At 61.0% G+C, this 23,198-nt stretch carries 16 protein-coding genes and 5 pseudogenes; 3 read left to right on the plus strand and 18 right to left on the minus strand.

Features of this window, described 5'->3' with window-relative positions:
- Positions 1-4: 4 nt before the first annotated feature.
- The 3 genes and pseudogenes from hisC to CO657_RS37950 all read right to left on the minus strand — a co-directional run.
- Positions 5-1,108 carry a histidinol-phosphate transaminase gene (hisC, locus tag CO657_RS25185; protein ID WP_054186095.1) on the minus strand — a complete coding sequence of 368 codons (1,104 nt, stop codon included), beginning with the start codon at positions 1,106-1,108 and terminating at the stop codon, positions 5-7.
- Between the two features lie 186 nt (positions 1,109-1,294).
- Positions 1,295-1,900 (minus strand): annotated as a pseudogene (gene nodQ, locus CO657_RS25190) (bifunctional sulfate adenylyltransferase/adenylyl-sulfate kinase NodQ); the annotation flags it as partial.
- 6 nt (positions 1,901-1,906) lie between these two features.
- Positions 1,907-2,047: pseudogene (locus tag CO657_RS37950) on the minus strand (adenylyl-sulfate kinase); the annotation flags it as partial.
- A gap of 326 nt (positions 2,048-2,373) precedes the next feature.
- Here CO657_RS37950 and CO657_RS25195 point away from each other — a divergent pair.
- Positions 2,374-3,210 carry an IS5 family transposase gene (locus CO657_RS25195; RefSeq protein WP_116275258.1) on the plus strand — a complete coding sequence of 279 codons (837 nt, stop codon included), beginning with the start codon at positions 2,374-2,376 and terminating at the stop codon, positions 3,208-3,210.
- A 303-nt stretch (positions 3,211-3,513) separates the two neighbouring features.
- Here CO657_RS25195 and CO657_RS25200 read toward each other — a convergent pair whose 3' ends face one another.
- Together CO657_RS25200 and CO657_RS25205 are read right to left on the minus strand one after the other, a co-directional pair.
- Complete coding sequence (locus CO657_RS25200; RefSeq protein WP_063856477.1) at positions 3,514-4,020, minus strand: helix-turn-helix domain-containing protein; 507 nt, start codon at positions 4,018-4,020, stop codon at positions 3,514-3,516.
- A gap of 878 nt (positions 4,021-4,898) precedes the next feature.
- A complete protein-coding gene (locus tag CO657_RS25205; RefSeq protein WP_054186140.1) occupies positions 4,899-5,402 on the minus strand; it encodes a helix-turn-helix transcriptional regulator in 504 nt (167 codons plus the stop codon).
- Between the two features lie 633 nt (positions 5,403-6,035).
- Here CO657_RS25205 and CO657_RS25210 point away from each other — a divergent pair.
- Positions 6,036-6,122: pseudogene (locus CO657_RS25210) on the plus strand (IS5/IS1182 family transposase); the annotation flags it as partial.
- An 835-nt stretch (positions 6,123-6,957) separates the two neighbouring features.
- Positions 6,958-7,887 carry a polyprenyl synthetase family protein gene (locus tag CO657_RS25215; protein WP_054186141.1) on the plus strand — a complete coding sequence of 310 codons (930 nt, stop codon included), beginning with the start codon at positions 6,958-6,960 and terminating at the stop codon, positions 7,885-7,887.
- A gap of 191 nt (positions 7,888-8,078) precedes the next feature.
- On the opposite strand, the gene fni is transcribed toward CO657_RS25215, so the two are convergent.
- From fni to CO657_RS25290, 13 genes and pseudogenes are all read right to left on the minus strand, one after another.
- A complete protein-coding gene (fni, locus tag CO657_RS25220) occupies positions 8,079-9,128 on the minus strand; it encodes a type 2 isopentenyl-diphosphate Delta-isomerase (protein ID WP_007636917.1) in 1,050 nt (349 codons plus the stop codon).
- An 85-nt stretch (positions 9,129-9,213) separates the two neighbouring features.
- Positions 9,214-10,116: a terpene synthase family protein gene (locus tag CO657_RS25225; RefSeq protein ID WP_054186142.1), complete on the minus strand. Its 903-nt coding sequence runs from the start codon at positions 10,114-10,116 to the stop codon at positions 9,214-9,216.
- Positions 10,113-11,666: a hypothetical protein gene (locus CO657_RS25230; protein ID WP_054186143.1), complete on the minus strand. Its 1,554-nt coding sequence runs from the start codon at positions 11,664-11,666 to the stop codon at positions 10,113-10,115. The genes CO657_RS25225 and CO657_RS25230 overlap by 4 nt, the downstream gene beginning before the upstream one ends.
- Before the next feature lie 822 nt (positions 11,667-12,488).
- Positions 12,489-13,832, minus strand: a complete 1,344-nt coding sequence (locus CO657_RS25240) for a cytochrome P450 (RefSeq protein ID WP_054186145.1) — start codon at positions 13,830-13,832, stop codon at positions 12,489-12,491.
- Positions 13,832-14,674 carry an SDR family oxidoreductase gene (locus tag CO657_RS25245; RefSeq protein WP_054186146.1) on the minus strand — a complete coding sequence of 281 codons (843 nt, stop codon included), beginning with the start codon at positions 14,672-14,674 and terminating at the stop codon, positions 13,832-13,834. The genes CO657_RS25240 and CO657_RS25245 overlap by 1 nt, the downstream gene beginning before the upstream one ends.
- Positions 14,661-16,262 carry a cytochrome P450 gene (locus tag CO657_RS25250; protein WP_054186147.1) on the minus strand — a complete coding sequence of 534 codons (1,602 nt, stop codon included), beginning with the start codon at positions 16,260-16,262 and terminating at the stop codon, positions 14,661-14,663. The genes CO657_RS25245 and CO657_RS25250 overlap by 14 nt, the downstream gene beginning before the upstream one ends.
- Before the next feature lie 5 nt (positions 16,263-16,267).
- Complete coding sequence (locus CO657_RS25255) at positions 16,268-17,548, minus strand: cytochrome P450 (protein WP_054186148.1); 1,281 nt, start codon at positions 17,546-17,548, stop codon at positions 16,268-16,270.
- Positions 17,549-18,473: 925 nt separating this feature from the next.
- Positions 18,474-18,654, minus strand: a pseudogene (locus tag CO657_RS37560) (1-aminocyclopropane-1-carboxylate deaminase); the annotation flags it as partial.
- Positions 18,655-18,947: 293 nt separating this feature from the next.
- Positions 18,948-20,540 (minus strand): IS66 family transposase, encoded by a 1,593-nt coding sequence (gene tnpC, locus CO657_RS25265; protein ID WP_054186149.1) that lies wholly within the window; start codon positions 20,538-20,540, stop codon positions 18,948-18,950.
- A gap of 73 nt (positions 20,541-20,613) precedes the next feature.
- Positions 20,614-20,958: an IS66 family insertion sequence element accessory protein TnpB gene (gene tnpB / locus CO657_RS25270; RefSeq protein ID WP_010003750.1), complete on the minus strand. Its 345-nt coding sequence runs from the start codon at positions 20,956-20,958 to the stop codon at positions 20,614-20,616.
- Entirely contained in the window at positions 20,955-21,293 is a 339-nt protein-coding gene (locus CO657_RS25275; protein WP_054186150.1) for a transposase, read from the minus strand. Before CO657_RS25275 ends, tnpB begins: the two co-directional genes overlap by 4 nt.
- A 138-nt stretch (positions 21,294-21,431) precedes the next feature.
- Positions 21,432-22,236: pseudogene (locus tag CO657_RS25280) on the minus strand (IS5 family transposase).
- 98 nt (positions 22,237-22,334) lie between these two features.
- A protein-coding gene (locus CO657_RS25290) for an IS5 family transposase (protein ID WP_097609991.1) occupies positions 22,335-23,170 on the minus strand; the annotation gives its coding sequence in 2 pieces (ribosomal slippage) (positions 22,335-23,089 and positions 23,089-23,170; 837 coding nt in all).
- Between the last annotated feature and the right edge of the window lie 28 nt (positions 23,171-23,198).

The following is a 23,198-nucleotide window of genomic DNA, read 5'->3' on the forward strand; positions in this document are numbered from 1 at the left end:
CCGGCTAGCTCTGCGTCTTCATGCTTTCAGACATGATGTCCCTGGCGGCTGAAAGGAACGCATCCATTTGGGTTCTGGTGCCGATGCTGACGCGAATATAATTTTCCAATCCGGCATCGGGAAAGACGGCTACAAGTACGTTCTGCCTAGCCAAAGACGCTTGCCACCACTTGCCATCTTGTGCGGGTGGCACCCGAGCAAGCAAAAAGTTTGTGTGGGAGGGGATCACAGAAAAGCCCAATTGAGACAAGGCAGTCGTCGTTCTGTGTCTTTCATGTTTAATATATTTGTGGTTCTCGTGGTAGTCGGCGCGGTGCGAAAGGATACTAATGCCCACCGCATGGCCGATTACGTTCATATTGAAGACATTTTGGAGGTTGCGGAGCCTCTCAATAAGCTCAGGATGACCAAAGCCGAAACCAACACGTATTCCAGCGGCTGCAAAGCCTTTCGAAAATGTTCTCAATATCAGAAGGTTTGAATGGCGATCGACGAGGCGCAGGGCATCATCGGGCGCAAAGTCGACATACGCTTCGTCCACCACTATCAATTGGTCCGATTGCGCGACGAGGCGGTCGATTTCGTCCACGGGAACGAATGTTCCGGTCGGATTGTTCGGATTGGCCAGCAGTATGAATTTTGCATCTCTTGCTGGACCAAGAAGCAGCTGCTCGATCGGCAGAGAATAAGACTCGCCCCATTCGATTTCGAGAAATCGAGCGCCCTGCAACATGGCAAGTTTGCGGTTAAAGGAAAAACCTGGCGATATCATCGCCACGCTATCTCCCGGGTCTAGGAATGCTCTGTAGATGAGCCCGAGCAGCTCAGACGAGCCGTTCCCGGCGATCACCTGATCCTGGGAGAGGCCATACGCATTGGCGGCTGCGTCGCGCAAACTCAGATTGTCATCTTCGGGATACAGATAATGCCGTTCGAGGGCCGCCAGCGCACTTTGCATCACCATCATCGGCAACGGAAATGGATTCTCATTCGTGTTTAGTTTAACGCAGTTTGCATCTCGGCTCGGTTGATTGGAGGGTAGCGCATTTAGCTCTCTCGCCAGCGGCGAAAGAGCCGAAAGCACGCCCTGCAGCTTTGCATCAGACATATCTTTTCTCCGTTTCAGTAAGCCGATCCGTGAGCGCGTAATCGGCATGTCTCATGCTGAAGCCAACAATAGCATCGGACGTTGGCGCGGCCCGCCTGGGGCTGCAACGACCACCGCGTAGTTAATAGCCAAGGACCGCCGCGGCCGCCTCAAGCCGCCAATGCTTAAGCCTCCGCACTCTCACAATCATGCGTCACTTTGCTCCATTCGCCTTTCGAGGAACTGTTCGATCTCAAACGCCAACGCCGCAGGGTCGTGGCCAACCGTTTCGAGCTGCAACTCAGGGCTCTCAGGGATCTCGTACGGCGAGGAAACGCCGGTGAAATTGGCTATTTTGCCAGCGAACGCCTTCCGATAAAGCCCCTTCGGATCGCGCCGCGCGCATTCCTCGAGCGGCGTGTCGACGAAAATTTCGATGAACTCCCCCTCCTCCATCAGTTCGCGAGCCATCCGGCGTTCGCCGCGGAACGGCGAGATCAAGGACACGAGCACGATCAACCCGGCATCGGCCATCAGCTTAGCGACCTCGGCGACGCGGCGGATGTTCTCGACACGATCAGACTGGTTGAAGCCTAGGTCGCGATTGAGCCCGTGGCGCACGTTGTCGCCGTCGAGGATGTAGGTGTGCTTACCGCGGGCATGCAGCAACCGGTCGAGCGCATTGGCGATTGTGGACTTGCCGGAGCCGGAAAGTCCGGTGAACCACAGGACGGCTGGCCGCTGGCTCTTCATCGCCGCGCGCGCGCCCTTGTCAAAGCCGGTCGCCTGCCAATGCACGTTGTCGGCGCGCCTTGCCCAGCTTTGGCTACCGCTGAAAAGCTTTGTATTGAAGACCCCGGTCGGCCCATAGGCTTTGCGAAAGAACTCGGGAGGATCGACATGGTCGATGATGTCCAGCTCGTTTTCCCAGCACAGCTTCCACCGCAGCTCAGAACGCATGCAAAGACCTCCTTTGGTATTTCTTGCTGCTATTTTGAAGCACGCATTGTTTGATTGAAGCAGCGGTCACTCCGCTGCATGTCGGCTCCGTTGCTCGGGTTCGCGCTATAGCCAGTCCGGACCGTCGAAGGTTTCGGCGTCACTCGCGTCTGAGATCAAAATTCCTAATGCATCATCATGGGAGATTGGTAAAATTAATTGTATCAATGAAATCATCGATGCTTTGGATGATGAATATACGGGTTTCTTAGAGCCCGATTTAAAAGAAGTTGAGCGATAACAGGCAGTTGTGATTCCCTATTGGTGCTAAATCAAATGGGGTTTCGATGAGCTGGACTGCTATCGCTCGCCGTGAGCATAACCGAGACGCGCTTCGTTTTCCAAGTGATTTGAAGGACCGGGAATGGGCGTTGATCAAACCGCTGATCCCGCCAGCGCGTCGTGGCGGGCGGCGTCGGACGACGAATATGCGCTCGGTCGTGGAGGCGATCCTCTATATCGCCTCGAGCGGCTGCCAATGGCGCATGCTGCCGGGCGATTTTCCGCCGGTTTCGACGGTGCGCGGTTATTTTTATGCTTGGCGCGCGATCGGACTGTGGCAGAGCATCAACCAGCTTCTGGTGATGGCGGCGCGGGAAATCGAGGGACGCGAGGCGCACCCCACGGCAGGGATCATCGACAGCCAAAGCGTCAAGACCACGGAAAGTGGCGGAATATCCGGCTATGATGCAGGCAAGAAGATTAAAGGCCGCAAGCGTCACATTGTCACCGATACGCTTGGATTTCTGATCTTCGTGTTCATCCATGCTGCTGACATACAGGATCGTGACGGCGCTCCCCATGTTCTCAAGGCGATCCGCCGCCGTTTTCCCTGGCTGCGCCACATCTTTGCCGATGGTGGCTACGCCGGCAGCAAGTTGAGGCAAGCAATGTGCGGCCATGGTGACTGGACGATCGAAATCATCAAGCGTTCGGATCAAGCCAAGGGCTTCGTCGTCCTGCCCAAGAGATGGGTGGTGGAAAGGACTTTCGCCTGGCTTGGACGCTGCCGCCGTCTCGCCAAGGATTGGGAGAAATCGATCGAAAGCGCAACCGCGTGGGCGCAAATCGCTTCAATCCGAATGCTCACAAGGCGCATCGCAAGATATTGGATATACGAATGAACTTTTGAATCGGGCTCTTAGGCTTTGACGTGACCTTCCTGCTTGCCGCGTAAGACGACCGCGCAACCCCTTCAGCGGCCGAGAGCAGGGATGAGTTGGACCAGTTGACCCAACATGCGCCTCCCCGTTACCCACCTATGCCCCGCAGAGCTGTGGCGATGAATGGTCGGCAGCTAGTCCTAACCGCCTGCGCAAAGCTCGCTTCGGCAACCAGCAACGGCGCGAGCGTTTGGTCGCGGCTTCTGATAGAACTTCATCAGGGACGGACGCACGTTCTGTTTCTTGACGCGAGCGATCTACGTCCTATTCGCGATCGTCTGCAGTGGCGCTGGTAGACGCGACTTTCACAGCACCATCGCCGCTGTCGCTACCGGTCTCGTCTATGCGGCTTAGTAAGCTGTAAATATCTTGCAAAATCTCTTCATCGAAAGTCCGCAACTTCACGATAGTAGCCAACAGCAGAACCGCTTTGGTTTCAGTTTCGCCCCAAAGATAAGGTGCCGCCGGGGCGATAATCTCTTCCGGAGTTGCATCCAAAACCTCACACAGATGAATCAGTCGGCTCACGGTCAAGCGGGATACTCCATTTTCGTACCGGCCGTAGACCTGCTTAGTGATGCCAAGCAAGGGCGCCAGTTTCGAGCGCGGGAGTTTTCGCTTATCGCGGGCTTCGCGAAGGCTGATGCTGATCAAGTTTTCGAGTTCGGCGCTAAGTGCAATCCGTCCGTCAAAAGGTTTTCGATAGACCGGCTTGTCTATGCCTGGATCATCGACTTGTTGCAAACCGAGTTCATTAATCCATTGCTTCAATGATGGTCCTGACATTGCTCCGACTGAGGTAAATGCGCCAGAGCTCTTTACCCGGAAAGTGATGTGCTTGGAACCACCAATGTTTCGATTTCGGTCTCATTTGGCGCATTTTTGTCCACGCGAACCTCACCCGATAGCTATCGTTCACTCAAATATATCAGTGAGCGCAAGTACATAGATCTAGCCAACACCGAAATCGCTTCACGCAAGGATTATCCAATTGCGCCAAATTGGCTATGAACACCTTCCGGGACGTCGTGTGCGGGCATGGTGGTCTTTTGTCCTGCACGTGGAGACTCTCGGCTCACGGCCAACCAATCACGGCTGCGCGTGTTGGCTGCCCTAGGCGATGCCCTCATAGTACCTCTGAAGGGCGGCAGCCATGAACAGCGAGGTTTGTCTAGCTGCGTTTCCCGTCTCCGCGACTCGACCCCTTTTCGCGGAACCTGATCCGTGATGTCGAAAGGCTATTTCCGAGCCGAATGGCACAAAGGGATCGGCGCGATGGAACAGAGGCGCGGAGAGGACAGGCTTCGATTTAGTAATTAAAAAAGCATGCGCGCCGGCAGCTCGAATACCCACATGGCATTGAGCAGGAGAACCCAATGTGGGAGTTAATCACAGACCCTACTGTCGAAGCAAAGCGCATGCAAATAGACTTGGCGTCGCTCGTCGACGAATCGCTTGAGCATCGAGCAAGATCGACGCCAACCAACGATCGAATATTGCGCAATCGGCACGTATTGTGTTCAGACGGAAATGTGAAAAACTAAGTTGTGAGATTGCGGGTGTCTACACACCGACGACAGCGCGTCGGCTGCGACACCCGGCTATCACCGATACTGCTACTGGTCAGGGGCGTCACAGACAAACCCGGCTCACTTCACGGTCTCCGCTACATCACTGATACCCCTGTCGCTATCGTCGTCATCGGGGATCATTCGCTGCAGGAGCCGAATAAGATCGCGCGTCGTGCCGTTCGGAAGTCTCCTGAGAACCCGAGCCAGTGTGAGACAATCCTCGGCCTCCTCCGATGTGCGGCCCCAAAGATGTGGCGCAGCTTCAAAGATCATATCGATAGGCATAAAGCCAAGAATCTCACACAGATGGATCATCCGGGTAACAGTCATTTTGGAAAATGCCCGCTCGTAGCGTCCGTATACAGGGATGGACAGACCAAGCATTGGAGCAACGTCCGCACGAGACAGGCCTTGCGCTTCGCGTGTCTTTTTCAGGAACGCGCTGATCAATTCCTCCATGTGTCCCAGGGATGTAATTTTGCCGTCGAAACCTGGCTTTCGATAGATCGGCTTGTCAACCTCCGGATCGGCGGTGCTGACGAGGCCTCTCGAACTTCTGTAGCTTGCTAGATCTTCCGTCACCGCACGTCCCTGTTTTCCTGCCACTCGTTGTAGGCGTGCCCCAACTGAACGGATTTGAACCACTTATCATCGCCACACTACAACCGTTTAAATACCCATTTTGGGCATTTTTTGCGTTATAGCAAATATTTGAGGGTTTAGCCAAATTGCTTCAGGATTGCATGCAAAACAGCCGCTGAGACCGGTCGCCCAGTTCCGTGAAAGATCTGTCGGCTATGGCCGCACCTCGCCACTGAATCATCTAGGTTAGCGTTGAATTTGAGCGCAAATTCACATTCAATGCTCAACATCTTCTAAGCCGTCATCGGTGAGGACGAGAAAAGTAAACCTCGAAAACCGATCCATTTCCCCGTCCCACGATATCCCATTTGGCTAGCTGGGAAAGCTCCGCCGTGCTGGAGATCACCCAGCCAAGAACCCATATCGGTTACCTCTCCCGCAAGCGTGTAGGTTCGAAATTCCGCCTCCTTCAACCAAGCTATCGAAAGAGAGCGCTGCATAGATCCACCTGCTCCGACCTTTTAGTCCGCTAGCAAAAGGCGGTCGGGGACCGACTTCTCGAAGCGGTTTCCTGCCGGCCGACTAGGGCTACGGCAGCGCCGAAATCCTCGCCAAGCCGGTCGAGTCTAAGGCTTCGGCAACATCGCGCCGAAGAGCAACAGGAAGGGCTCAGTCCTCTTCTCACGCTGGGTCTATCGGCAGCGTAACCTCGTGAAGCGTCAAAAGCATTGGTTCGATCGCAATTGACGCAAAGATAACAGTCGCGTGCGATCGCGCACATTGACAGGTTGGCATGATGCAAGTGCCGACGTGCATTGTGAGCTCGACCCAATTCACTCCCAATGCTGGGTCGGCCTTCGGACGGATCGCTCGCAAGGTTGACGGCGTTCACATACTAGGCGGAGTGGCACAATCTACGACTCCCGACACACGGTGAGCACCGGAAGGCGCCTTCTGTCGCCATTGAAACATTCACTAACAATGCTCTGGTGGCACACCAATTGCTTGTAAGAGCCCAGATCTCTGCCGGCAATGGTTCCGGTCCAAGCTCCAGTGGTTACTATCGACGATGACCAACACTTTTAGATGTAAGGCCCATCTTCGCCCATGTCGTACCCTACGAACGGAGATCGTCAGCGATCATCACGCGCGGCGGCGTGCAGCCGATCCAAAGAGCTTTGTCACGAGCCACTGCTCAGCGCGGGAGCCTCTTCGGCTTTGGATCAAGACGTCTAGAGCAATGCCATTCTGGCCGACAGCGCCGCCAGAGCCAATGTTTTTCGCACGCGATCGAAATAACCGAATTCGTCGAGATGTCATGTCGCCGCGAATGGGACTGCTTCGAGGGATTCCAGCGGGAGATCGCCTTGCCGAGTTAGGGCTCCCACTGGCACGCGGGTTCATTGGTGACGCCGGTGCCGCATGTTGGCCGCCGCAACCCGCTAAACTTAACGGCGCCCTGGAACCTGAAGAGACACAGCGAAATTGGCCTTTTGTTTGGCACCGGTTGGACTAGGCCCGATGTTCGTTTTCGTCTCAAAAGTGGAGACGCGATATGATTTCGAATCACCAAGCCGACGTCGTTGGCGATAGCGACAAGCTCATCGAGCATGCGCTGCGAGCTGCCATGGATACTGCTCTAAGTCCGGCTGCGCCGGCTCACCTGCGTGGAGCGCTAGACGCGGCAGTGTTTCCAGGTGGCTCCCGAATGCGCCCCAAGCTCTGCTTGAAAGTCTCCTATGTGTGCGGCGAAAGACATCCTGAGCTGGCGACAAGAGCCGCGGCAGCAATTGAATTGCTACACTGTGCCTCGTTGGTGCATGACGACTTGCCTTGCTTCGATAACGCCGCGCTACGCCGCGGCAGACCGACAGTGCACCGGCTTTTCGGAGAGCCTATCGCCGTTTTGGCTGGCGATGCCTTGATTGTGATGGCTTTCAAATACCTCAGCTTGCAGGCTGCGCTAACACCTGAGTTGGGCGCGCGCATGATCGAGGTGGTTGCGGAGGCGGTCGGCCCCAGTCACGGACTGATCGCCGGACAGTCGATGGAGGCAATGACGCACGTCCCAATCGACCGCTATCACCATTACAAGACCGGCTCCCTCTTTGTCGCAGCGGCCACGTGCGGTGCCCTGGCAAGTGATGTTGATCCGGCCCCATGGTCTAAGGTGGGGGAATTGCTCGGGCATGCGTATCAGATCGCCGACGACATCGCAGATACAGTCGGTCGCGCCGAAGTGCTTGGCAAATTGCCTGCCGTGGACACGCAGCTGAAGCGGCCCAGTATCGTTCGCGGCGAAGGATTGGATAGCGCAGCCGCCAGATTTTACGCGTATCTCGAACAGATAGGTGACACCGTTCCTGCCAGCCCTCACAAACGGTCCTTCGTTAACTGGCTGAATCATGCACTTTGCAAAGGCGTGGCGGGACCGGGAAAAGCCGGGCTAATTCAACAAGCGGCGCTGGATTGCGCACCTTTATGAGCTCCGAATTCCGTTACGCATAACCTAGCTAACCGGCGGCATCATTACCGCTTCATCGTCAACAGCTGCCTCATGAACACTTCGTTCCCTGTATCGAACCCGTGGGCCAGGTGGATTAGAGGTCTAGCTTTAGCGTTAACGGTTTTTGCAACCAGCTAGGCGCCGGCCGACACGAGCGAGCGACGCCGGCATCATCCAGCTGGCGGATGCGCGGAGGGCAACAAGCGCGCCTGGCGCAACGTCGCCAGATCAGGTGAGCCGGTGCAAAAGCAGGCGACGGCCAACTGGCGGATGACGACCTCGAAATGCGCGACGACCGCTTCGGTCGATACCGTAGCCGCTGGCAGCACGCCGGCTGCCTGCCCGGCGATGTCCGCGCCCAGGCGAATGGCCTTGGCCACGTCGACGCCATCGCGGATCCCGCCGGACGCGATAAGCTTCACCGTTGGCAGCGCCCGACGTACCGCCTGCAAACTGGCCGGTGTCGGGATCCCCCAATCGGCGAACGCCATCGCCACTGCACGGCCGGCGGCATCGCGGGCGCGCTCGCCCTCCACCGCGGCCCAACTGGTGCCGCCCGCTCCGGCGACATCAATCACCGCAACACCCGCCTCGACGAGCGCGCAGGCCACCGAGGCGGACAGGCCCGACCCCACTTCTTTGGCCACGATCGGCACGCCCACGCTACGCGCGGCGCGAGCCATTTGCGCCAGGACGCCGCGCCAGTCGCGGTCGCCATCCGGCTGTAGCGCTTCCTGCAGCGGATTGAGATGGACGATCAGCCCATCAGCCTCCAGCGCATCGACAGCCCGGCGCGCCAGATCAAGGCCGTCGGCCTCACGCAGTTGCGCGGCGCCGATATTGGCCAGCAAGGGAATGTCAGGCGCCAGGCGGCGAAGCGCGCGCGTCAGTCCCTGGGAATTGCGCGATTGCAGGCTCACGCGCTGCGAACCGACGCACATGGCGATCCCCAAGGCTTGCGCCGCCTCGCTCAGATGCCGATTGATGGCCTCGGCGCGTGGCATTCCGCCGGTCATGGAACTGATCAGCAGCGGCGCACGCATGGGCTTGCCTAACAGCGAGGTGCGCAGTCCGATCTGCGTCAGGTCCAGCTCGGGTAGTGCGCAGTGTTCGAACCGGATTTGCTCCCAGCCGGCGGCGACCGTGGCTGGCGCCGTTCGCCGATTAAGCACGAGGTCCAGATGGTCGTCCTTGCGCCGGGTCAGGGCGTCGTCGCACATGCTCGCTCTATCCGCCGTATTGGGCGTTGGCGTTGCGTCGGATCGGACCGAGGGCGCTACGCGCACGCCGCCGCCTCCCGCGCGTTCACGCCGGCGCACGCTGGCCTCCCCCCGCAGCATGGTTGCCGTAGCGGCTGATCGAGGTCTCGTAGTACTTCGCGCGAATCGCCGCCATGGCCTCGATTAACGGTCCCCATGGCGCAGGAAAGCGTTCCTCCACCATCACTCGGTGCAGCATGCGCTCATGGCCGGCCAGCTCGTCGTTGAGGAAATCCTCCACAGGCATAGCCGGATAACGCTGCAGGAGCAGGATGGCAGCGTTGTCGGCCTCTCCCGCCGACCTATCCTTGGCGCGTCCATGCAGATCGTTCTGCAGGCGCCCTATCGTGGAGATGAGCCGCAGTACCTGGCGAAACGCCGGACGCGCGCGCAGGGTCGCCATGTCCAGCCCCCAAAGCAACGACAGGCAACAGAACACGTTCGCGTAGGCGATCGAATCGATGGAATTGTGCAAGTATTCGGCGTAAGACCAGCGTTGCGCCCCCGCCGCCTGCGCGTGTTCGGCGCGAAGCGCCGCGCAGTAGCACTGGGTATCGTTAAGAAGCTGAGTATAGTCGCGCCTATCGTAGGCGAGCGCGGCCAGGGAAGCGCGCAGCACAGCGCAGCCCTCGAACCCGGGGATCGCGCATGGGCCGCCCTGCCCCAGCGCCTGCTCCACCGCGGCCAGCTGCTCTGGCGCGATCAGGCCAAGGTCGTTGCAATCGTCGAGCCAAAACAGTAGCGCCAACTCGCGATAAAACGCCACGATCAGCTTTTCGTCCTGCGGATCCCGGCCGGTGCGGGCGCTGGTATCGTGCAGGCTCGGTTGGATACGCTGCAGGATGTACTGTCCGCCCCTAACTGCTTCCACGGCATGCTCGTCGGCGAATCCGGTTAGAGAACGCCCCCACTCCAGTACTTGCTGCAGCGCGCTTTCGGTCGGGATCATTGCGCTATTCCTCCTGCTCCCTCGGCCGGGATGCGCCGCCCCCAACGAAGAGCCAGCCACAAGCCGGCGAGTTCGATCACGCGCACGACCCGGGTCGGGCAATACAATTCCTTGCCGATCCACAGCGGCGTCTGCGGCAATTCATGCGCCTCATGGCGAGCGAGCATCCACTCCAACGCGTGCGCGACCGCCAGCGCGATGCGGGCGCGCCCTGTCGGCTCTTCGCGCCCATCCATCACGTGCAAGGCGAACAGCGCATAGGCGGTTTCTTCAAATGTTGACGCGCGACCGGCGCCCCAGCCGCCGTCGTCGCACTGCGCCTGCAACAGCGCCGCCAGCGCGCGCTCGTCGCGCCACTGGGGCACGCCTTGCGCGAGCGCAGCAATTGCATGCGCGGTGGGATACAGCCACGAAACGTGCCATTTTTCATTGTCCCATAGACCGTCCGGGTTGCGATTGGCCTCAAGGTAAGCGCTGGTGCCGGCGGTGGGCTTTCCCAACAGTCTGAACGCATGCAGGGCGTGGATGTTGGTCGAGACCGAGGCATTGCGCTCGCCGGGGAAGGTAACGAACAGCCCGCCGATTTCGAAATGGCGCAACGCGTCGGCAGCCGGGTTGCGTCCTGCTAGGCGCAGGATGCACAACGCAACGGCGGTGTCGTCCGCATCGGCCGCGAAGTGCAAGGCCGGACCCAGACCGCGCACGCCCAGACAGGCATCGAGCTGCGCGACGATCACGCCTACCGCCTCGGCGAGCGCGGGATGCGAAAACAACCCGGCCAGGTGCAGGGTGTACAGCGACCAGCATGGCTCGAATACGTTGATCGGCCAGACGCTAGGAACGACACCTTCAATGCCGCTACGTGCCGCGCGCGATGCGGCCTGAAGATACCTGTCGGCACGCCCGACCTGTGGCGCGCTCGCCTGTGTGAGGGCGTGCGCACGCCACGCGGCGGTTGCCGCCGGGCTGATGCCGATGCTGCCGTCGTCGTCCAGGCATGCCGTGGTCGGCGACGTGCCCCAGGCTTCCCAGGAGTGCAACAACGGATGGCCGCTCGGCAGCGGTCCCACCGTCCCCAACTTGGCCAGGCACGCCTGCCGCAACGGCAACAGCGCCGGGTAGCGCGGAAACACCACGTCGTCCACCAAGGATGCGGCCTCGCCGGAGATCTGCGGCAGGATCAGCTCCGCGCCTACCGGCGCGTCTTCCGGCACCGCATCTGCGTAGGGATCCGGCTGGCGCTCGAGGAACCGCGTTGCAGCCTGAACTGCGTCCGCAGCGCCGGGAAGAGGATCGGCACGCTGCAATGCAAGCAACGCCGCCCACGTGGGTGCATGGCGGAACAGTGGGAAGTCAGCACTTCCCCACCCGCCATCAGCCTGTTGCTGCGCCATGAGCCACGCGTATGCGTTCTGCCGACCGGTGACGTTGCCGCGGAAGTGCAAAACGCGCGCCGTGTCGTAAACGGAGGGACTGACGCTGCCGCCATCGCGCGTCTCGTTCAGCAGGTGGCGCAATTCAGAAAGGATCTGTTCGGACAGCGCATTCATGCGGGATGTTCCCTCTGCAGGCAGTTGACGAGAAGCAGGATGGGGCGGACGTCGGGCACCGCCGCGGGCCCGTCGCGGCGAAGCGCACCCATGCTGGCGGCGGTCCGCCGGACAGCGCGGCGGACCGCGGTGGGCAACCGCTGCGATCTGCGCCGCGGAATCGGACACAATGTAGCATCTAGCGCTGCCGCCGGCGGATCGCAGCGTTACGGCGGCGCCTCCGTGCCGACCGGCGCCCTTGCGCACGGCGCGTGCTTGAACGGATACCCTTTTGGCCCGCTGCACGGCCTGCGCCAACCGCTCCGCACGCGGCCGCAGTGGGGTGATGGCTTCCTCGGCCTCGGGCCATAGGCCCGGCACTGACTGGCGCGCTGCATGCAGCTCCGTGATCGGCACGCCGGTTGCATTCTTCTCCGCCACATGCTTGCCGGGGGCTTGCCCAGCGTCGTGTCATCCGCTGGCGTGTCATCCTCGACCACCTACGATCCGAAACAGGCGCGATAGCGATCCAGCGCGCGGAACAGCGTAACGCGCGGCATCCTCCGCGACGGCGCATAGCGCGACCATGCGTACGGACGCGCGCACCGGCACTCCGCCGCACGCCTGCGCGCCCAATCCGCCGAACGGGGAAACGCCAGTTCGGTCGTCGTTTAGCATGGAACCCGTCTGCATGTTGTTCATCTCCTCGTACGTGACAGAGAATGCCGCGGCGAGCGGCGAGCCGCGGTGTTGCCGGCGTCGCACCGGGCGCGCGCGCCGAGTGCAGCAATGCCGCCCATCGCCGGCGCCGCTGCCTCCTGACACGGGGCAGACGATCCCAGCTCATGAGAATCCGATGCGGATTGTCATGGACGGATGTGCGGTCGGGTAATAGCGCCGGCCATTATCGACGCCGCTCATCAACCGCGGCCGCACCCCGGCCTCCTGCATGGTCAATGCCAAGGCGATGCTGAACTGCACCAGCTCCAGCCATACTAGATGATAGCCCATGCAGACGTGTGGGCCGGCACCGAACTGCAGCATGTCCACCGGCCGGATCGGCTCCGTGCGTTGCAGCCACCGTCCCAGACGGAACTGATCAGGCGCTTCGTGCAGCAGCGCCGAGGTCGAGAAATGCAGCAGTGGGATGCACAAATGAGTGCCCGCAGGAATGCGCCGCTGGCCGAGTTGTAATTCCTGCATCGCGCGACGCGGTACGAGCGAGGAAGCCGGATGCATTCGTAGCGTCTCCCGAAACAGTGCCTCTGCGACCGGACATTGCGCCAGGTCCTCGTGCCCGGTCGGCACCGCGCCCACGCGTTGCGCCTCTTCGACCAGGGCGTCCCACAGCTCTGGCTGCTGCGCCAGCTCGATCACCATCCAGGCCATCGTTGAGGCGGAGGTCTCGTGGCCGGCAAGCAGCAGCAAGCGGATATTGGCGACCAGGACGTCATCGGAGAGTGCGCCGTCGCTGCGATCGAAGGCGCTCACCATGTCGTTGATCAACCCGGTGCGCGCGGCGCGCGCGCGCGCGTCCCGGATGAACTGGCGCGACTGCGCGTCGATCCAATCGCGGGCGGCGCGGCCGCGCCGCAATGGCATCCCCGGCAGGTCGATCGGGGGCGCGACCATCAAGTGTAGCAGTTGCCGGTACTTGCGATGCCACTCCGACAGGTCTTGGGCGGGGATGCCCATGAGACTGAAGGTGAGTTTAAGCATCAGGTTGCGGGTGTCTGGCAGGATAGCGACTTCACCGCGGTCGCGCCACGCCCTGACCTGAGCCCGAATAATTGGTTCGAACAGCTCGCCAATGCCGGCCTCAGTCAGACCCCTGGGCAGAAACGCCGCCTTTATCCCATCGCGCGCCTGCCGGTGCGCGCTGCCGTCCAAAGTGACCAACGTTCCGCCAAGGATGTCGGGCGCCATCTCTTCGATCAGTGCCGAGGACACTTCCTTGTGCCGGAGCAATGCGAGCGCATCCGGATCCAGGCATGTCATCAGGTGTCCGGCCGGGCCGAAATCCAGCCAGAAGTGGCTGCCTAGCGTCCTTTCGGCGCGCCGCAGCAGGCGCGGCAGATCGCAGACGATGGCGGGAAGATGCCCGACCAGGGGGAAAGCGCCAGGCATGACCGGGATGTCGTCCCGTAGCCGGTGCCAGCGGTTCAGCGGGTTGAGCAGCATGTCCATCACCAGTGCGACGTTGCGGCTGCTTCGGCGGCGTCACCGGCCGGCAGAGCCGCGCTGTTGCCACCGTCGGCGTAGGTTGGAACATGCGACAACATGCCGCCGTCGATACACAACACCTGGCCGGTGATGAACGCAGCCTCGTCGGAGAGCAGGAATGCGACCAGCGCGGCTACGTCCTCGGGGCGGCCGACGTGCGGCAGGAGCTGGTGCCGGTGTAGATGCCGTTGCATGCACTCGTCCAGCTTGGCGAAGAGGCGTTCCGTCATGATAAGGCCTGGCGCAACCGCGTTGCAGCGGATCTTCGCGTGTCCGTACTGGGTGGCAAGCGAGGCCGACAGCATGTTCATTGCGGCCTTCGACGCGGCGTAGGACGTCAGTGCGGTGTCGCCGCTGAGCCCTTGGCACGATGACATGTTCACGATCGCGCCACCACCGCGGGTGATCATTTGTGGGATGGCCTGCCGGCAGCAGAGGAGCGTGCCGCGCAAATTGGTCGCCATGGTCTTGTCCCAGACCGCCACGTCCAGGTCGAGGATCGCGCGGTCGTGCGGGGTCAAATGCATGGCGCTCGCATTGTTCACAAGCACGTCTACCCCACCGAAGCGCCGCTTCGCCGTTTGGAAAAGCTCTGCCACCGCCTGCGCATCTGCGATGTCCATGGCCACGGCCAGCGCTTGGCCCGCTTCGGCTGCGATCTGTGCGGTGCAGGCGATGGCAGCGGGGCCATCAATGTCGGCCACCACCACTCTTCCGCCCTCGCGTGCGATGGCGAGGGCGCATGCCTTGCCGATCCCGGCGCCGGCGCCGGTCACCACGGCCACCTTGCCTTTAAATCGTTCCATCATGTTCTCCTGGATTGCGTAGGTCTTTCGCTGCATGTCGCTCAGCGTCTGCCTGAGAGGGCGTAGGGCCGGGGTTGGTGCAGTGGTTATCGCCGGCTTCGCTTTCGATCACCCGAATAGCCGCGACCGGGCACTGGCTTTCTGCTAGCCGCACGGCGGCGTGCAGCGCCTGCGGGACCGTCGCCATGCACACTTCGGCCACGCCGTCCGGTTCGCGCTGACGAAAGGCGCCCGGCAGCGTCAACACGCACTGACCAGTGGTTCCGCACAGGTCCTGGTCGACCACGACGCGAACCTCAGCCGCCGCCTGCGCGTGCAGCCGCACCGGCAGCGCGCGGAACGTCCTAAGGAACGCTGAGGGCTCCCGGGTCGGCTGCTCGGCCAAGGCCAACGTGGGAAAGCGCGCCTGGATCTGCGGCAGGCTCTCGGCCAGCTGCACCCTGGCGAGTTGCGCACCTAGGCAGAAGTGGATGCCGTGGCCGAAGCTCAGCATAATCTTTCCGTCGTTCGACATGCCAGGCCTGGTGCCGTAGAACCGCACCGGATCGAATCGGTCGGGATCAGCGAAAGCGTCCGGGTCGCGATTGCCGGCCGCGATCAGCACGCGCACGTCCGCGTCCTTCGGGATCACCACGCCACGCAATTCGATGTCGCGCTGGGCGATACGCGGAATGGAGCTGAACATGGCGGGCGCCTCGCAGCGCAGTACTTCTTCCACGAATGCCTCCACCCCTGCGGCGTCTCCCTGGAGCCAGTGCCGCTCCTCGGGGTAGGCCAGCATCGCCAGCACCGCATGGTCGATAGTCGCAGCAGTGGTGGCGAAGCCGCCCAGCAACATGCCCCACAGCATGCTGATCAACTCCGCGTCCGAAAGCGTGTCGGCATCGTCGCTGTGTGCGCCGACCAGTGTCGACACGATGTCGCGGCAGGGATCGGCGCGCTTGCGCAATATGAGGTCGCCGAAATAGGCCTTCACCCTGGCGCTGGCCACGTCCGCCGCGGCGAGCTGTGGATCGCTGGCGTGCGGGCTCAGGCCTTCTAGAATGGCGCTGACGATCGCTGAGAGCTCGAAAATGTCGTCTTGGGGCATGCCGAACAATTCAGCGAAGACAAGCATGGGCAAGGCCAGTGCGAATTCCCGATGCAGGTCCACCGCCTCTCCTCGCTCCAGTGCGGGCGCCATGCCATCCAGGCGGGCTGCGACGATGCGCGCGATGCTCGGCCGCAGGTTGTCGATATGACCCACGGTGAAATCGCGCGAAATCAGCCGGCGCAGACGCGTATGCGTCGGTGGTTCCTTCATGGCTAGCGTGGACGCCAGCAGATTGAGCGACAGGCTGCTCGCCGCACGCGGGAAATAGCGCGCCAGTTCGGATGGCGCCGGTCCCCGAAACGCATCGCCCGTGGCCTTGAACGCCCAGTAGATGTCGGCGTGGCGGCTCAACAGAAAGATGCCCGACGCCGCGCGGTGCACCGGATCGTGCTCTTGCAACCACCGCATGAACGGGTACGGGTCTTGGATGCATGCTGGCGACGCCAGCTCGGCGAAGGCGTCGTGGCATGCTGCCTTGGTTTCTTGCACGTCCATCTTGGTTACCTGTCGGGTGGCTGATCTGACCGGCGCGCGCCAGGCGCCGTCAAATGAGAAAATTGCGATACCGGGCGGCGTCCGCACCAGATCACCGGCATCTCCTCGAACCCGCCGGTGATGATCTCCTTGCGCAACTTCAGTTCGTCGGGCGCCACGGCCAGGCGCAACGCGGGAAAGCGCTGGAAGATCGAACCGAATACGGCCTTCAGTTCCAGCCTGGCCAGCGCCGCCCCGATGCAATTGTGCTGCCCGTAGGAGAACGCCAGGTGGGGATTTGCGTCGCGTCCGATGTCGAAGACTTCCGGGTCTTTGAAATGGCGCGGATCAAACGAGGTCGCCGGCAGGCCGACCAGTACTTTGCTCTCCGCGGGTATATGCACGCCTGCGATGGTCACGTCGGTCCGGGGATAGCGCATGATGCCGTCCCAGCCCGCACCAGGCGAATACATGCGCAGTATTTCCTCCACCGCCTTGTCCACCAGGGACGGATCGCGGACCAGGCGTTCGCGCTGTTGCGGATGGCGAAACATGGCCAGCAGGCCGAATTCGATCTGCGCGACGGTGCTCTCGTGCCCCGCCACCAGCACGCCCGCCGCGAGGCCGATCGCCTCTTCCTCGGTCGCTTTGCCCTGGTCGACCGCGGCGAGCAGATCCGTCAGCAGGTTATCGCCCGGATCCTGTCGCTTGCCCCGTATTTTGCCGTGAATGTAGGCGCGGAGCTCTTCCCAGGCCAGGCCCGACGCCCTGCGCGGGCCGCTTTCATGCTGGTGCGTCATCACCTCGTCGGAGAGTCCTGCGAAAAAGGCGTGTTCCTCGAAGGGCACGCCCATCAGCGCGCTGATTACCTTGGCCGGAAGCGGAAAGGAGACATGGCGTCGCAAGTCTGCGGGCTGGGGCTGAACCGCCAGCGTATCGAACAACTGCACGGTGATCGCCTCGACCTGCTGCGTAAGCAGCTTCACCCTGCTGTTGCTGAAGGCCGGCGCCACGATCGTGCGTAACCGAGCATGCTCGTCCCCTTCGTGCGAGACCAGCCATCCCGGCGAACCGAGAATGACCGAATCCGGGGTGAAATCCGCCGGAGGCATTCCCGCGGGCCGGAATGCCGCGTCAGACAGCACCGCCTTGGCCTCGTCATAGCCTGTCACCCACCAGCATTCGTGCCCGGACGGAAGGCGCACGCGGTGGATCGGACCTTTGGCACGTAGCGCCAACATCTCGGGCGAGGGCTCGATGTGATCGACCCGCCACATCGGCAGCGCCGGCAAGGATTGTTCGGACATGGTGACGATTTACTCTCTGAGCCTGGAAGGGGCGGAAGATGATGGGCAGACTGCGGGCAGCACATGAGTTAAGACAGCGCGTAGACGACGTCCTCTGCGGCGATTACCAGCGCCAGATCCTCCGACCGCACGAACGGCGGGGGGAAGGCACTTCCCAATTCCGGGCGCGCCAGCGCAGCGCCCAGGCACAGATACAGCCCTTAGCCGAGCGGCAGGTGCGGGTTGTGCAGCCGGTTGAAATCGAACATGTCGGTATCGCCATAGGTCGCCCGACCGTAGGAATTGGCGCAGCAGGTTCGACCGCACCCACCTACCGACCCGTCCGCAAACATAACTTCCAGACCAGTCCCACACCCCCGGCCTCCCTCCTGGCTCAAGGTCTGCCGCTTTGGCTGTACCGCCCGCGACGTGGGCGATCGTTGTGGCTCGCAAATGAAGAACTCTAGATCGCATCCAACACTCCTGAGATTTTCCCGGTCACAACGGAGCCACTATCATTGCCACAGCAAACCATGGGGACCTCACCAGACGCGAACAGCGACGCACCGCCCGAAGACCATCGCGCTGCGATTGGCGACATACCGTGACCAGAGCAAATTGCGTGCCGAGGTGAATTCGTGGGCTCAGCAGGCATTTCGTAGCAGCGCGTAGTGTCAAGCTCCCGCCATTCAGTCTCAATGCCGACAACCGCTGAGTACATGTCTGACAAAAGCCTGCTCTAACGCCGGTCTGCGTCCGATAGTCGGCGACCTGCATTGGGATGTCCCCGCGGCGGGCTTTCGTGCAACAATCCGCGCCACCTTCGACGTCGAAGTTGCCCCGCCAGTTTTCGTCCGATGGGCGGGAACGTCGTCGACTGCGCCGAGGCCGCCGCGTTAAAAGCGCCGGCCCTGGGCAAATCTCACTGGACCCGCCTCGACTCACCGTCCGGAACACTGCAATAAAGTTTGCGGAGCTTATTTCCGCCAAATGCAAGTTGCGAACTTGCAGTCATCTCGTTTGACGTTGTTCTCAATGTTTCCACCCCCGCGCTTACCGAGACGGTCGAGCTTCTCGATCGGCGTAGGTCCAAAAGGCAACGGGAAACGCTTAAATTTTCGAGGCATGTTCTCTTCCGGAAACATGTCATCTAATCAGAAGCGGCGGTCGGCAACAGTCGCCTTAGTCGGAGGTGCTTTCTAAACCAGACGATGCCCCCCAGAAGCCTCCTGCCGAAGATGAAGCAATCGAGAGACCAATGCAGCATCTCATGGACCGCCGCACCGTGGTGAAGAAAGCGGTCCTCGGTTGCTGGAGGTTGTTGACTAGTTCCATGACATCGAATTGAGCTTAAGCCTGATGAATTGGGTCAATACCTACACCGCTAAGAGCCTGACTGTAAGCGGCAAGCCGAGGCCGTTCAGCCGGCGTAGTTCCACGGCATAAGTGCGTCGATTTCGCTGCTCGGCCAGCCATTGGCCATGCGCTCGAGCGTTTGGGTGAGCCAGGCGAGCGGATCGACGTTGTTCAGTTTTGCCGTCTGCAGCAGTGTCGCGATGGTCGCCCAGGTCCTTCCGCCGCCGTCGCTGCCGGCGAAGAGTGAGTTCTTTCTCGTAATGGCCTGGGGCCGGATCGCGCGCTCGACGATGTTGGAGTCGAGCTCGATGCGGCCGTCGATCAGGAAGCGCTCGAAGATGGCGCGGCGCGAGATGGCATAGCGGAGCGCCTCGGCGAGCTTCGATTTGCCGGAGACCCGCGGCAGGGTCTTTTGCCAGAGGGCAAAGAGGTCGGCGACGACCGCCGCAGAGGTTTGCTGACGCGCCGCGACACGGACCTCAGGGCTTTTGCCGCGGATGGTCTCCTCAATCTGCCAGAGCTTCGCCATCCGCTCGACCGTCGCCGTTGCAATCTCGGAGCTTTTGCCGACATGCAGCTCATAGAACTTGCGCCGACTATGCGACCAGCAGCCAGCCAATGTGACGCCGTCATTGCCGCCATCGGAGCGGACCAGCTTGTTATAGGCGGCATATCCGTCGACTTGCAGGATGCCGCGGTAGCCCTTGAGATGACGGGCGACGCACTCGCCGGCCCGACTGTCCTCAAAGCGATAGACGACCATGGGCGGACCGCTGCCGCCAAATGGTCGGTCATCCCTGGCGTAGGCCCATAGATAGGCTGTCTTCGTCGATCCGGACCCGGGAGCGAGCGTCGGCAAGGTGGTTTCGTCGGCGAAGATCCGTTCGGCTTTCTTGATCTCATCAAAGAGGTAGTCGGCCAGGATCTCCAGCTCAAAGCCGAGCTTGCCCATCCATTGCGCCATCAGTTTGCGGTCGAGCTCGACCTTGTCGCGGGCGTAAATCGCCTCCTGCCGGTAGAGCGGCAGGCCATCGGCATATTTGGAGACGGCAATCTGGGCGAGAAGTGCTTCCGTCGGAATGCCGGCTTCGATGATGTGTGCCGGCGCCGGTGCCTGGACGACGCCGTCCTCATTTTTGAAGGCATACTTCGGGCGGCGGGTGACGATGACGCGGAACTTCGCCGGCACCACATCCAGCCGCTCCGAGACGTCCTCGCCGATCAGCACCTTCTGCTTGCCGGCATGCTCCGGCCGCTCCTCCGGCTCTATCACGACTTCGACCCGCTCCAGGTGGGGTGCGAAGCCCTTGCGCGGTCGCGGCGGACGTTTGCCTTCTGGGCGCTCGCGGCCCTTGTTGACCTGTGCCTTGATCGCGGCGATGCCGGTCTCAATCTCCTCAAAGACAAAGGCCTGCTGCTCGTCGTCAATGGTGGGAGAGCCGAGCTTTTCCGATCGCCGCCCGAAGCGGGCGCGATCGAAGGCCTTCAGGATCTGCGTCAGCCGCTCGATGCGCTCATCGGCATCGGCGTTGCGCGCCTTGAGATCTGCGACCTCGCTCTCAAGGGCGTCGGCCCGCGCCGCCTTTTCGGCCATGGCAAGCACCATGGCTTTTAGCGCTTCTACATCATCCGGGAGTTTGAGATCGGGCGGCGTCATCGACCCGACCAGAGCACATTTTGCTCCGGTTTTCCTGCCCTTTCAGGCCGCTGATTCACTTCGCCGCAGGGCTTTACCCAACAATCTCCGGCGGCTTGACCGGCACGGATCGAACCCGCTTCCAGTCCATGCCATCGATGAGCGCCAGAAGCTGGGCATGGTTGAGCTGAACCCGGTTATGACCGATGCGGGGCCAGCAGAACTGCGATTTTTCCAGCCGCTTGGCATAAAGGCAGACGCCGGAGCCGTCCCACCAGACGATCTTCACTCTATCCGCTCGTTTGGCCCGGAAGACGTAAAGTGCACCGTTGAACGGATCATTGCCGGCATCCCGCACCAGCGACAGCAAGCTGTCCGGGCCCTTGCGGAAGTCGACCGGATGACTGGCCAGGAACACCTTTACGCCGGAGGGGATCATGCCGAACGCGCCGCGCGGATCACCCGCTGCAAGTGCGCCTCGTCAACATCTGCGCCGGCGCGCACAACAATGTCGCCAATGACAACCTCGATCACCGGGGCAGCCGGGCGCGCCGAGGCGACTTCGCCAGCCGAACGCGAGGCGGCATGGTCCAGAGCGTCACGACGCCAGGCGAAGAGCTGCGACGGATGAATGCCGATCCGATGGGCGATCGCCGATACGCTCGCGCCCGGCTCCAGCGCCTCGGCCACCGCCTGCGCTTTGAACTCATCCGACCAGCGCCGGCGCAATTGCCGTGGAGCACCCTCAAGTCGCTCGGCGACCGCTTCGATCATATGGAAGGTTCTAGTTCCAGAACTAGGCGCAGACATAGAAGCTCACTTTGGCTCACAACGTGCGCTACCGATATCCGACCGCTAACCCTCTACGCCAGACGGGGTCTCCTTGCCGCTTACGCCTGACTCGAAAAGGTTTCAACAATATCCGTACCTTGCCAAGCGTCGTGTCAGGAGCCGGATGTGGGCGATAGTGATCCCGGCCTCGGCTGGTGCGACGGACTTTTCCCAATCCTTCGCCAACCGTCGGCATTTGCCAAGCGATGCGAAGGTGCTCTCCACGACCCAGCGACGCGGCAGAACCTCGAAGCCCTTGGCCTTATCGGTCCGCTTGACGATCTGGAGCGTGAACGCAGCGATCTTTTGCAGTGTGCCCTTCAGCTTCGGTCCGGCATAACCACCGTCGGCGAAGATATGTCTCAGCCACGGCCAGCGCCTGAGAATGGTTTTGAAGACGGCAGGCGCGCCGTCGCGATCCTGAATATCGGCGCTGTGAACGATGAGGCCGACCATCGATGACGCTTGCGTCCCTTGATCTTCTTGCCCGCGTCATAGCCGGAAATTCCCCCGCTTTCCGTGGTTTTCACGCTTTGACTTCGATTACGCCTGCAGACGGCGAGGCTTCCCGGCCTTCCAATTCAGGCGCCTCCATCACAAGATGATGGTTGATCCGACCCCATAACCCTGTCGCTCGCCATTCGTAGAAATAGGACTGCACAGTTGTAAAAGACGGAAAATCCCTGGGCATCATCCGCCACTGCCCGTCGTAGCAATGTAAAGCAACGCATTCACGACCTTGCGACGATCGGTGCTGCGCGGCCTGCCCAATCGCCTCGGTCCAGGTAGACAAGGCGAGATCGATCCCCATTCCCGTTCCGTCAGATCGCTTGCATACCGCATTGCGTGTCGGGCATATTGCCGACGGGTGAAAAGTCCAGCCCATTGTGGTCTCCGTTCGTCCTAAGCAAAAAAACAGAATCACAACTGGCTGATTTCACTCAACTCTTTTTCGGCCAGGCTCTAAGAGCCCGATTCAAAAGTTCATTCGTATATCCAATATCTTGCGATGCGCCTTGTGAGCATTCTGATTGAAGCGATTTGCGCCCATGCGGTTGCGCTTTCGATCGATTTCTCCCAATCCTTGGCGAGACGGCGGCAGCGTCCAAGCCAGGCGAAAGTCCTTTCCACCACCCATCTCTTGGGCAGGACGACGAAGCCCTTGGCGTGATCCGAACGCTTGACGATTTCGATCGTCCAGTCACCATGGCCGCACATTGCTCGCCTCAACTTGGCTCCGGCGTAGCCACCATCGGCGAAGATGTGGCGCAGCCACGGAAAACGGCGGCGGATCGCCTTGAGGACATGGGGTGCGCCGTCGCGATCCTGTATGTCGGCAGCATGGATGAACACGAAGATCAGAAATCCAAGCGTATCGGTGACAATCTGACGCTTGCGGCCCTTAATCTTCTTGCCTGCATCATAGCCGGATATTCCGCCGCTTTCCGTGGTCTTGACGCTTTGGCTGTCGATAATCCCTGCCGTCGGTTGCGCCTCCCGTCCCTCGATTTCCCGCGCCGCCATCACCAGAAGCTGGTTGATGCTCTGCCACAGTCCGATCGCGCGCCAAGCATAAAAATAACCGCGCATCGTCGAAACCGGCGGAAAATCGCCCGGCAGCATGCGCCATTGGCAGCCGCTCGAGGCGATATAGAGGATCGCCTCCACGACCGAGCGCATATTCGTCGTCCGACGCCGCCCGCCACGACGCGCTGGCGGGATCAGCGGTTTGATCAACGCCATTCCCGGTCCTTCAAATCACTTGGAAAACGAAGCACGTCTCGGTTATGCTCACGGCGAGCGATAGCAGTCCAGCTCATCGAAACCCCATTTGATTTAGCACCAATA

The sequence above is a fragment of the Rhizobium acidisoli genome (assembly GCF_002531755.2).
Classification (GTDB): Bacteria; Pseudomonadota; Alphaproteobacteria; order Rhizobiales; family Rhizobiaceae; genus Rhizobium; species Rhizobium acidisoli.

Coding starts and splice junctions, on each gene's coding strand:
- CO657_RS25275 (WP_054186150.1), bottom strand. CDS start 21,293: ATGATCGAAGCGGTCGCCGAGCGACTTGAGGGTGCTCCACGGCAATTG.
- tnpB (WP_010003750.1), bottom strand. CDS start 20,958: ATGATCCCCTCCGGCGTAAAGGTGTTCCTGGCCAGTCATCCGGTCGAC.
- CO657_RS25195 (WP_116275258.1), top strand. CDS start 2,374: ATGAGCTGGACTGCTATCGCTCGCCGTGAGCATAACCGAGACGCGCTT.
- CO657_RS25215 (WP_054186141.1), top strand. CDS start 6,958: ATGATTTCGAATCACCAAGCCGACGTCGTTGGCGATAGCGACAAGCTC.
- tnpC (WP_054186149.1), bottom strand. CDS start 20,540: ATGACGCCGCCCGATCTCAAACTCCCGGATGATGTAGAAGCGCTAAAA.
- CO657_RS25250 (WP_054186147.1), bottom strand. CDS start 16,262: ATGGACGTGCAAGAAACCAAGGCAGCATGCCACGACGCCTTCGCCGAG.
- CO657_RS25255 (WP_054186148.1), bottom strand. CDS start 17,548: ATGTCCGAACAATCCTTGCCGGCGCTGCCGATGTGGCGGGTCGATCAC.
- CO657_RS25225 (WP_054186142.1), bottom strand. CDS start 10,116: ATGATCCCGACCGAAAGCGCGCTGCAGCAAGTACTGGAGTGGGGGCGT.
- fni (WP_007636917.1), bottom strand. CDS start 9,128: ATGTGCGACGACGCCCTGACCCGGCGCAAGGACGACCATCTGGACCTC.
- CO657_RS25245 (WP_054186146.1), bottom strand. CDS start 14,674: ATGGAACGATTTAAAGGCAAGGTGGCCGTGGTGACCGGCGCCGGCGCC.
- CO657_RS25240 (WP_054186145.1), bottom strand. CDS start 13,832: ATGGACATGCTGCTCAACCCGCTGAACCGCTGGCACCGGCTACGGGAC.
- hisC (WP_054186095.1), bottom strand. CDS start 1,108: ATGTCTGATGCAAAGCTGCAGGGCGTGCTTTCGGCTCTTTCGCCGCTG.
- CO657_RS25230 (WP_054186143.1), bottom strand. CDS start 11,666: ATGAATGCGCTGTCCGAACAGATCCTTTCTGAATTGCGCCACCTGCTG.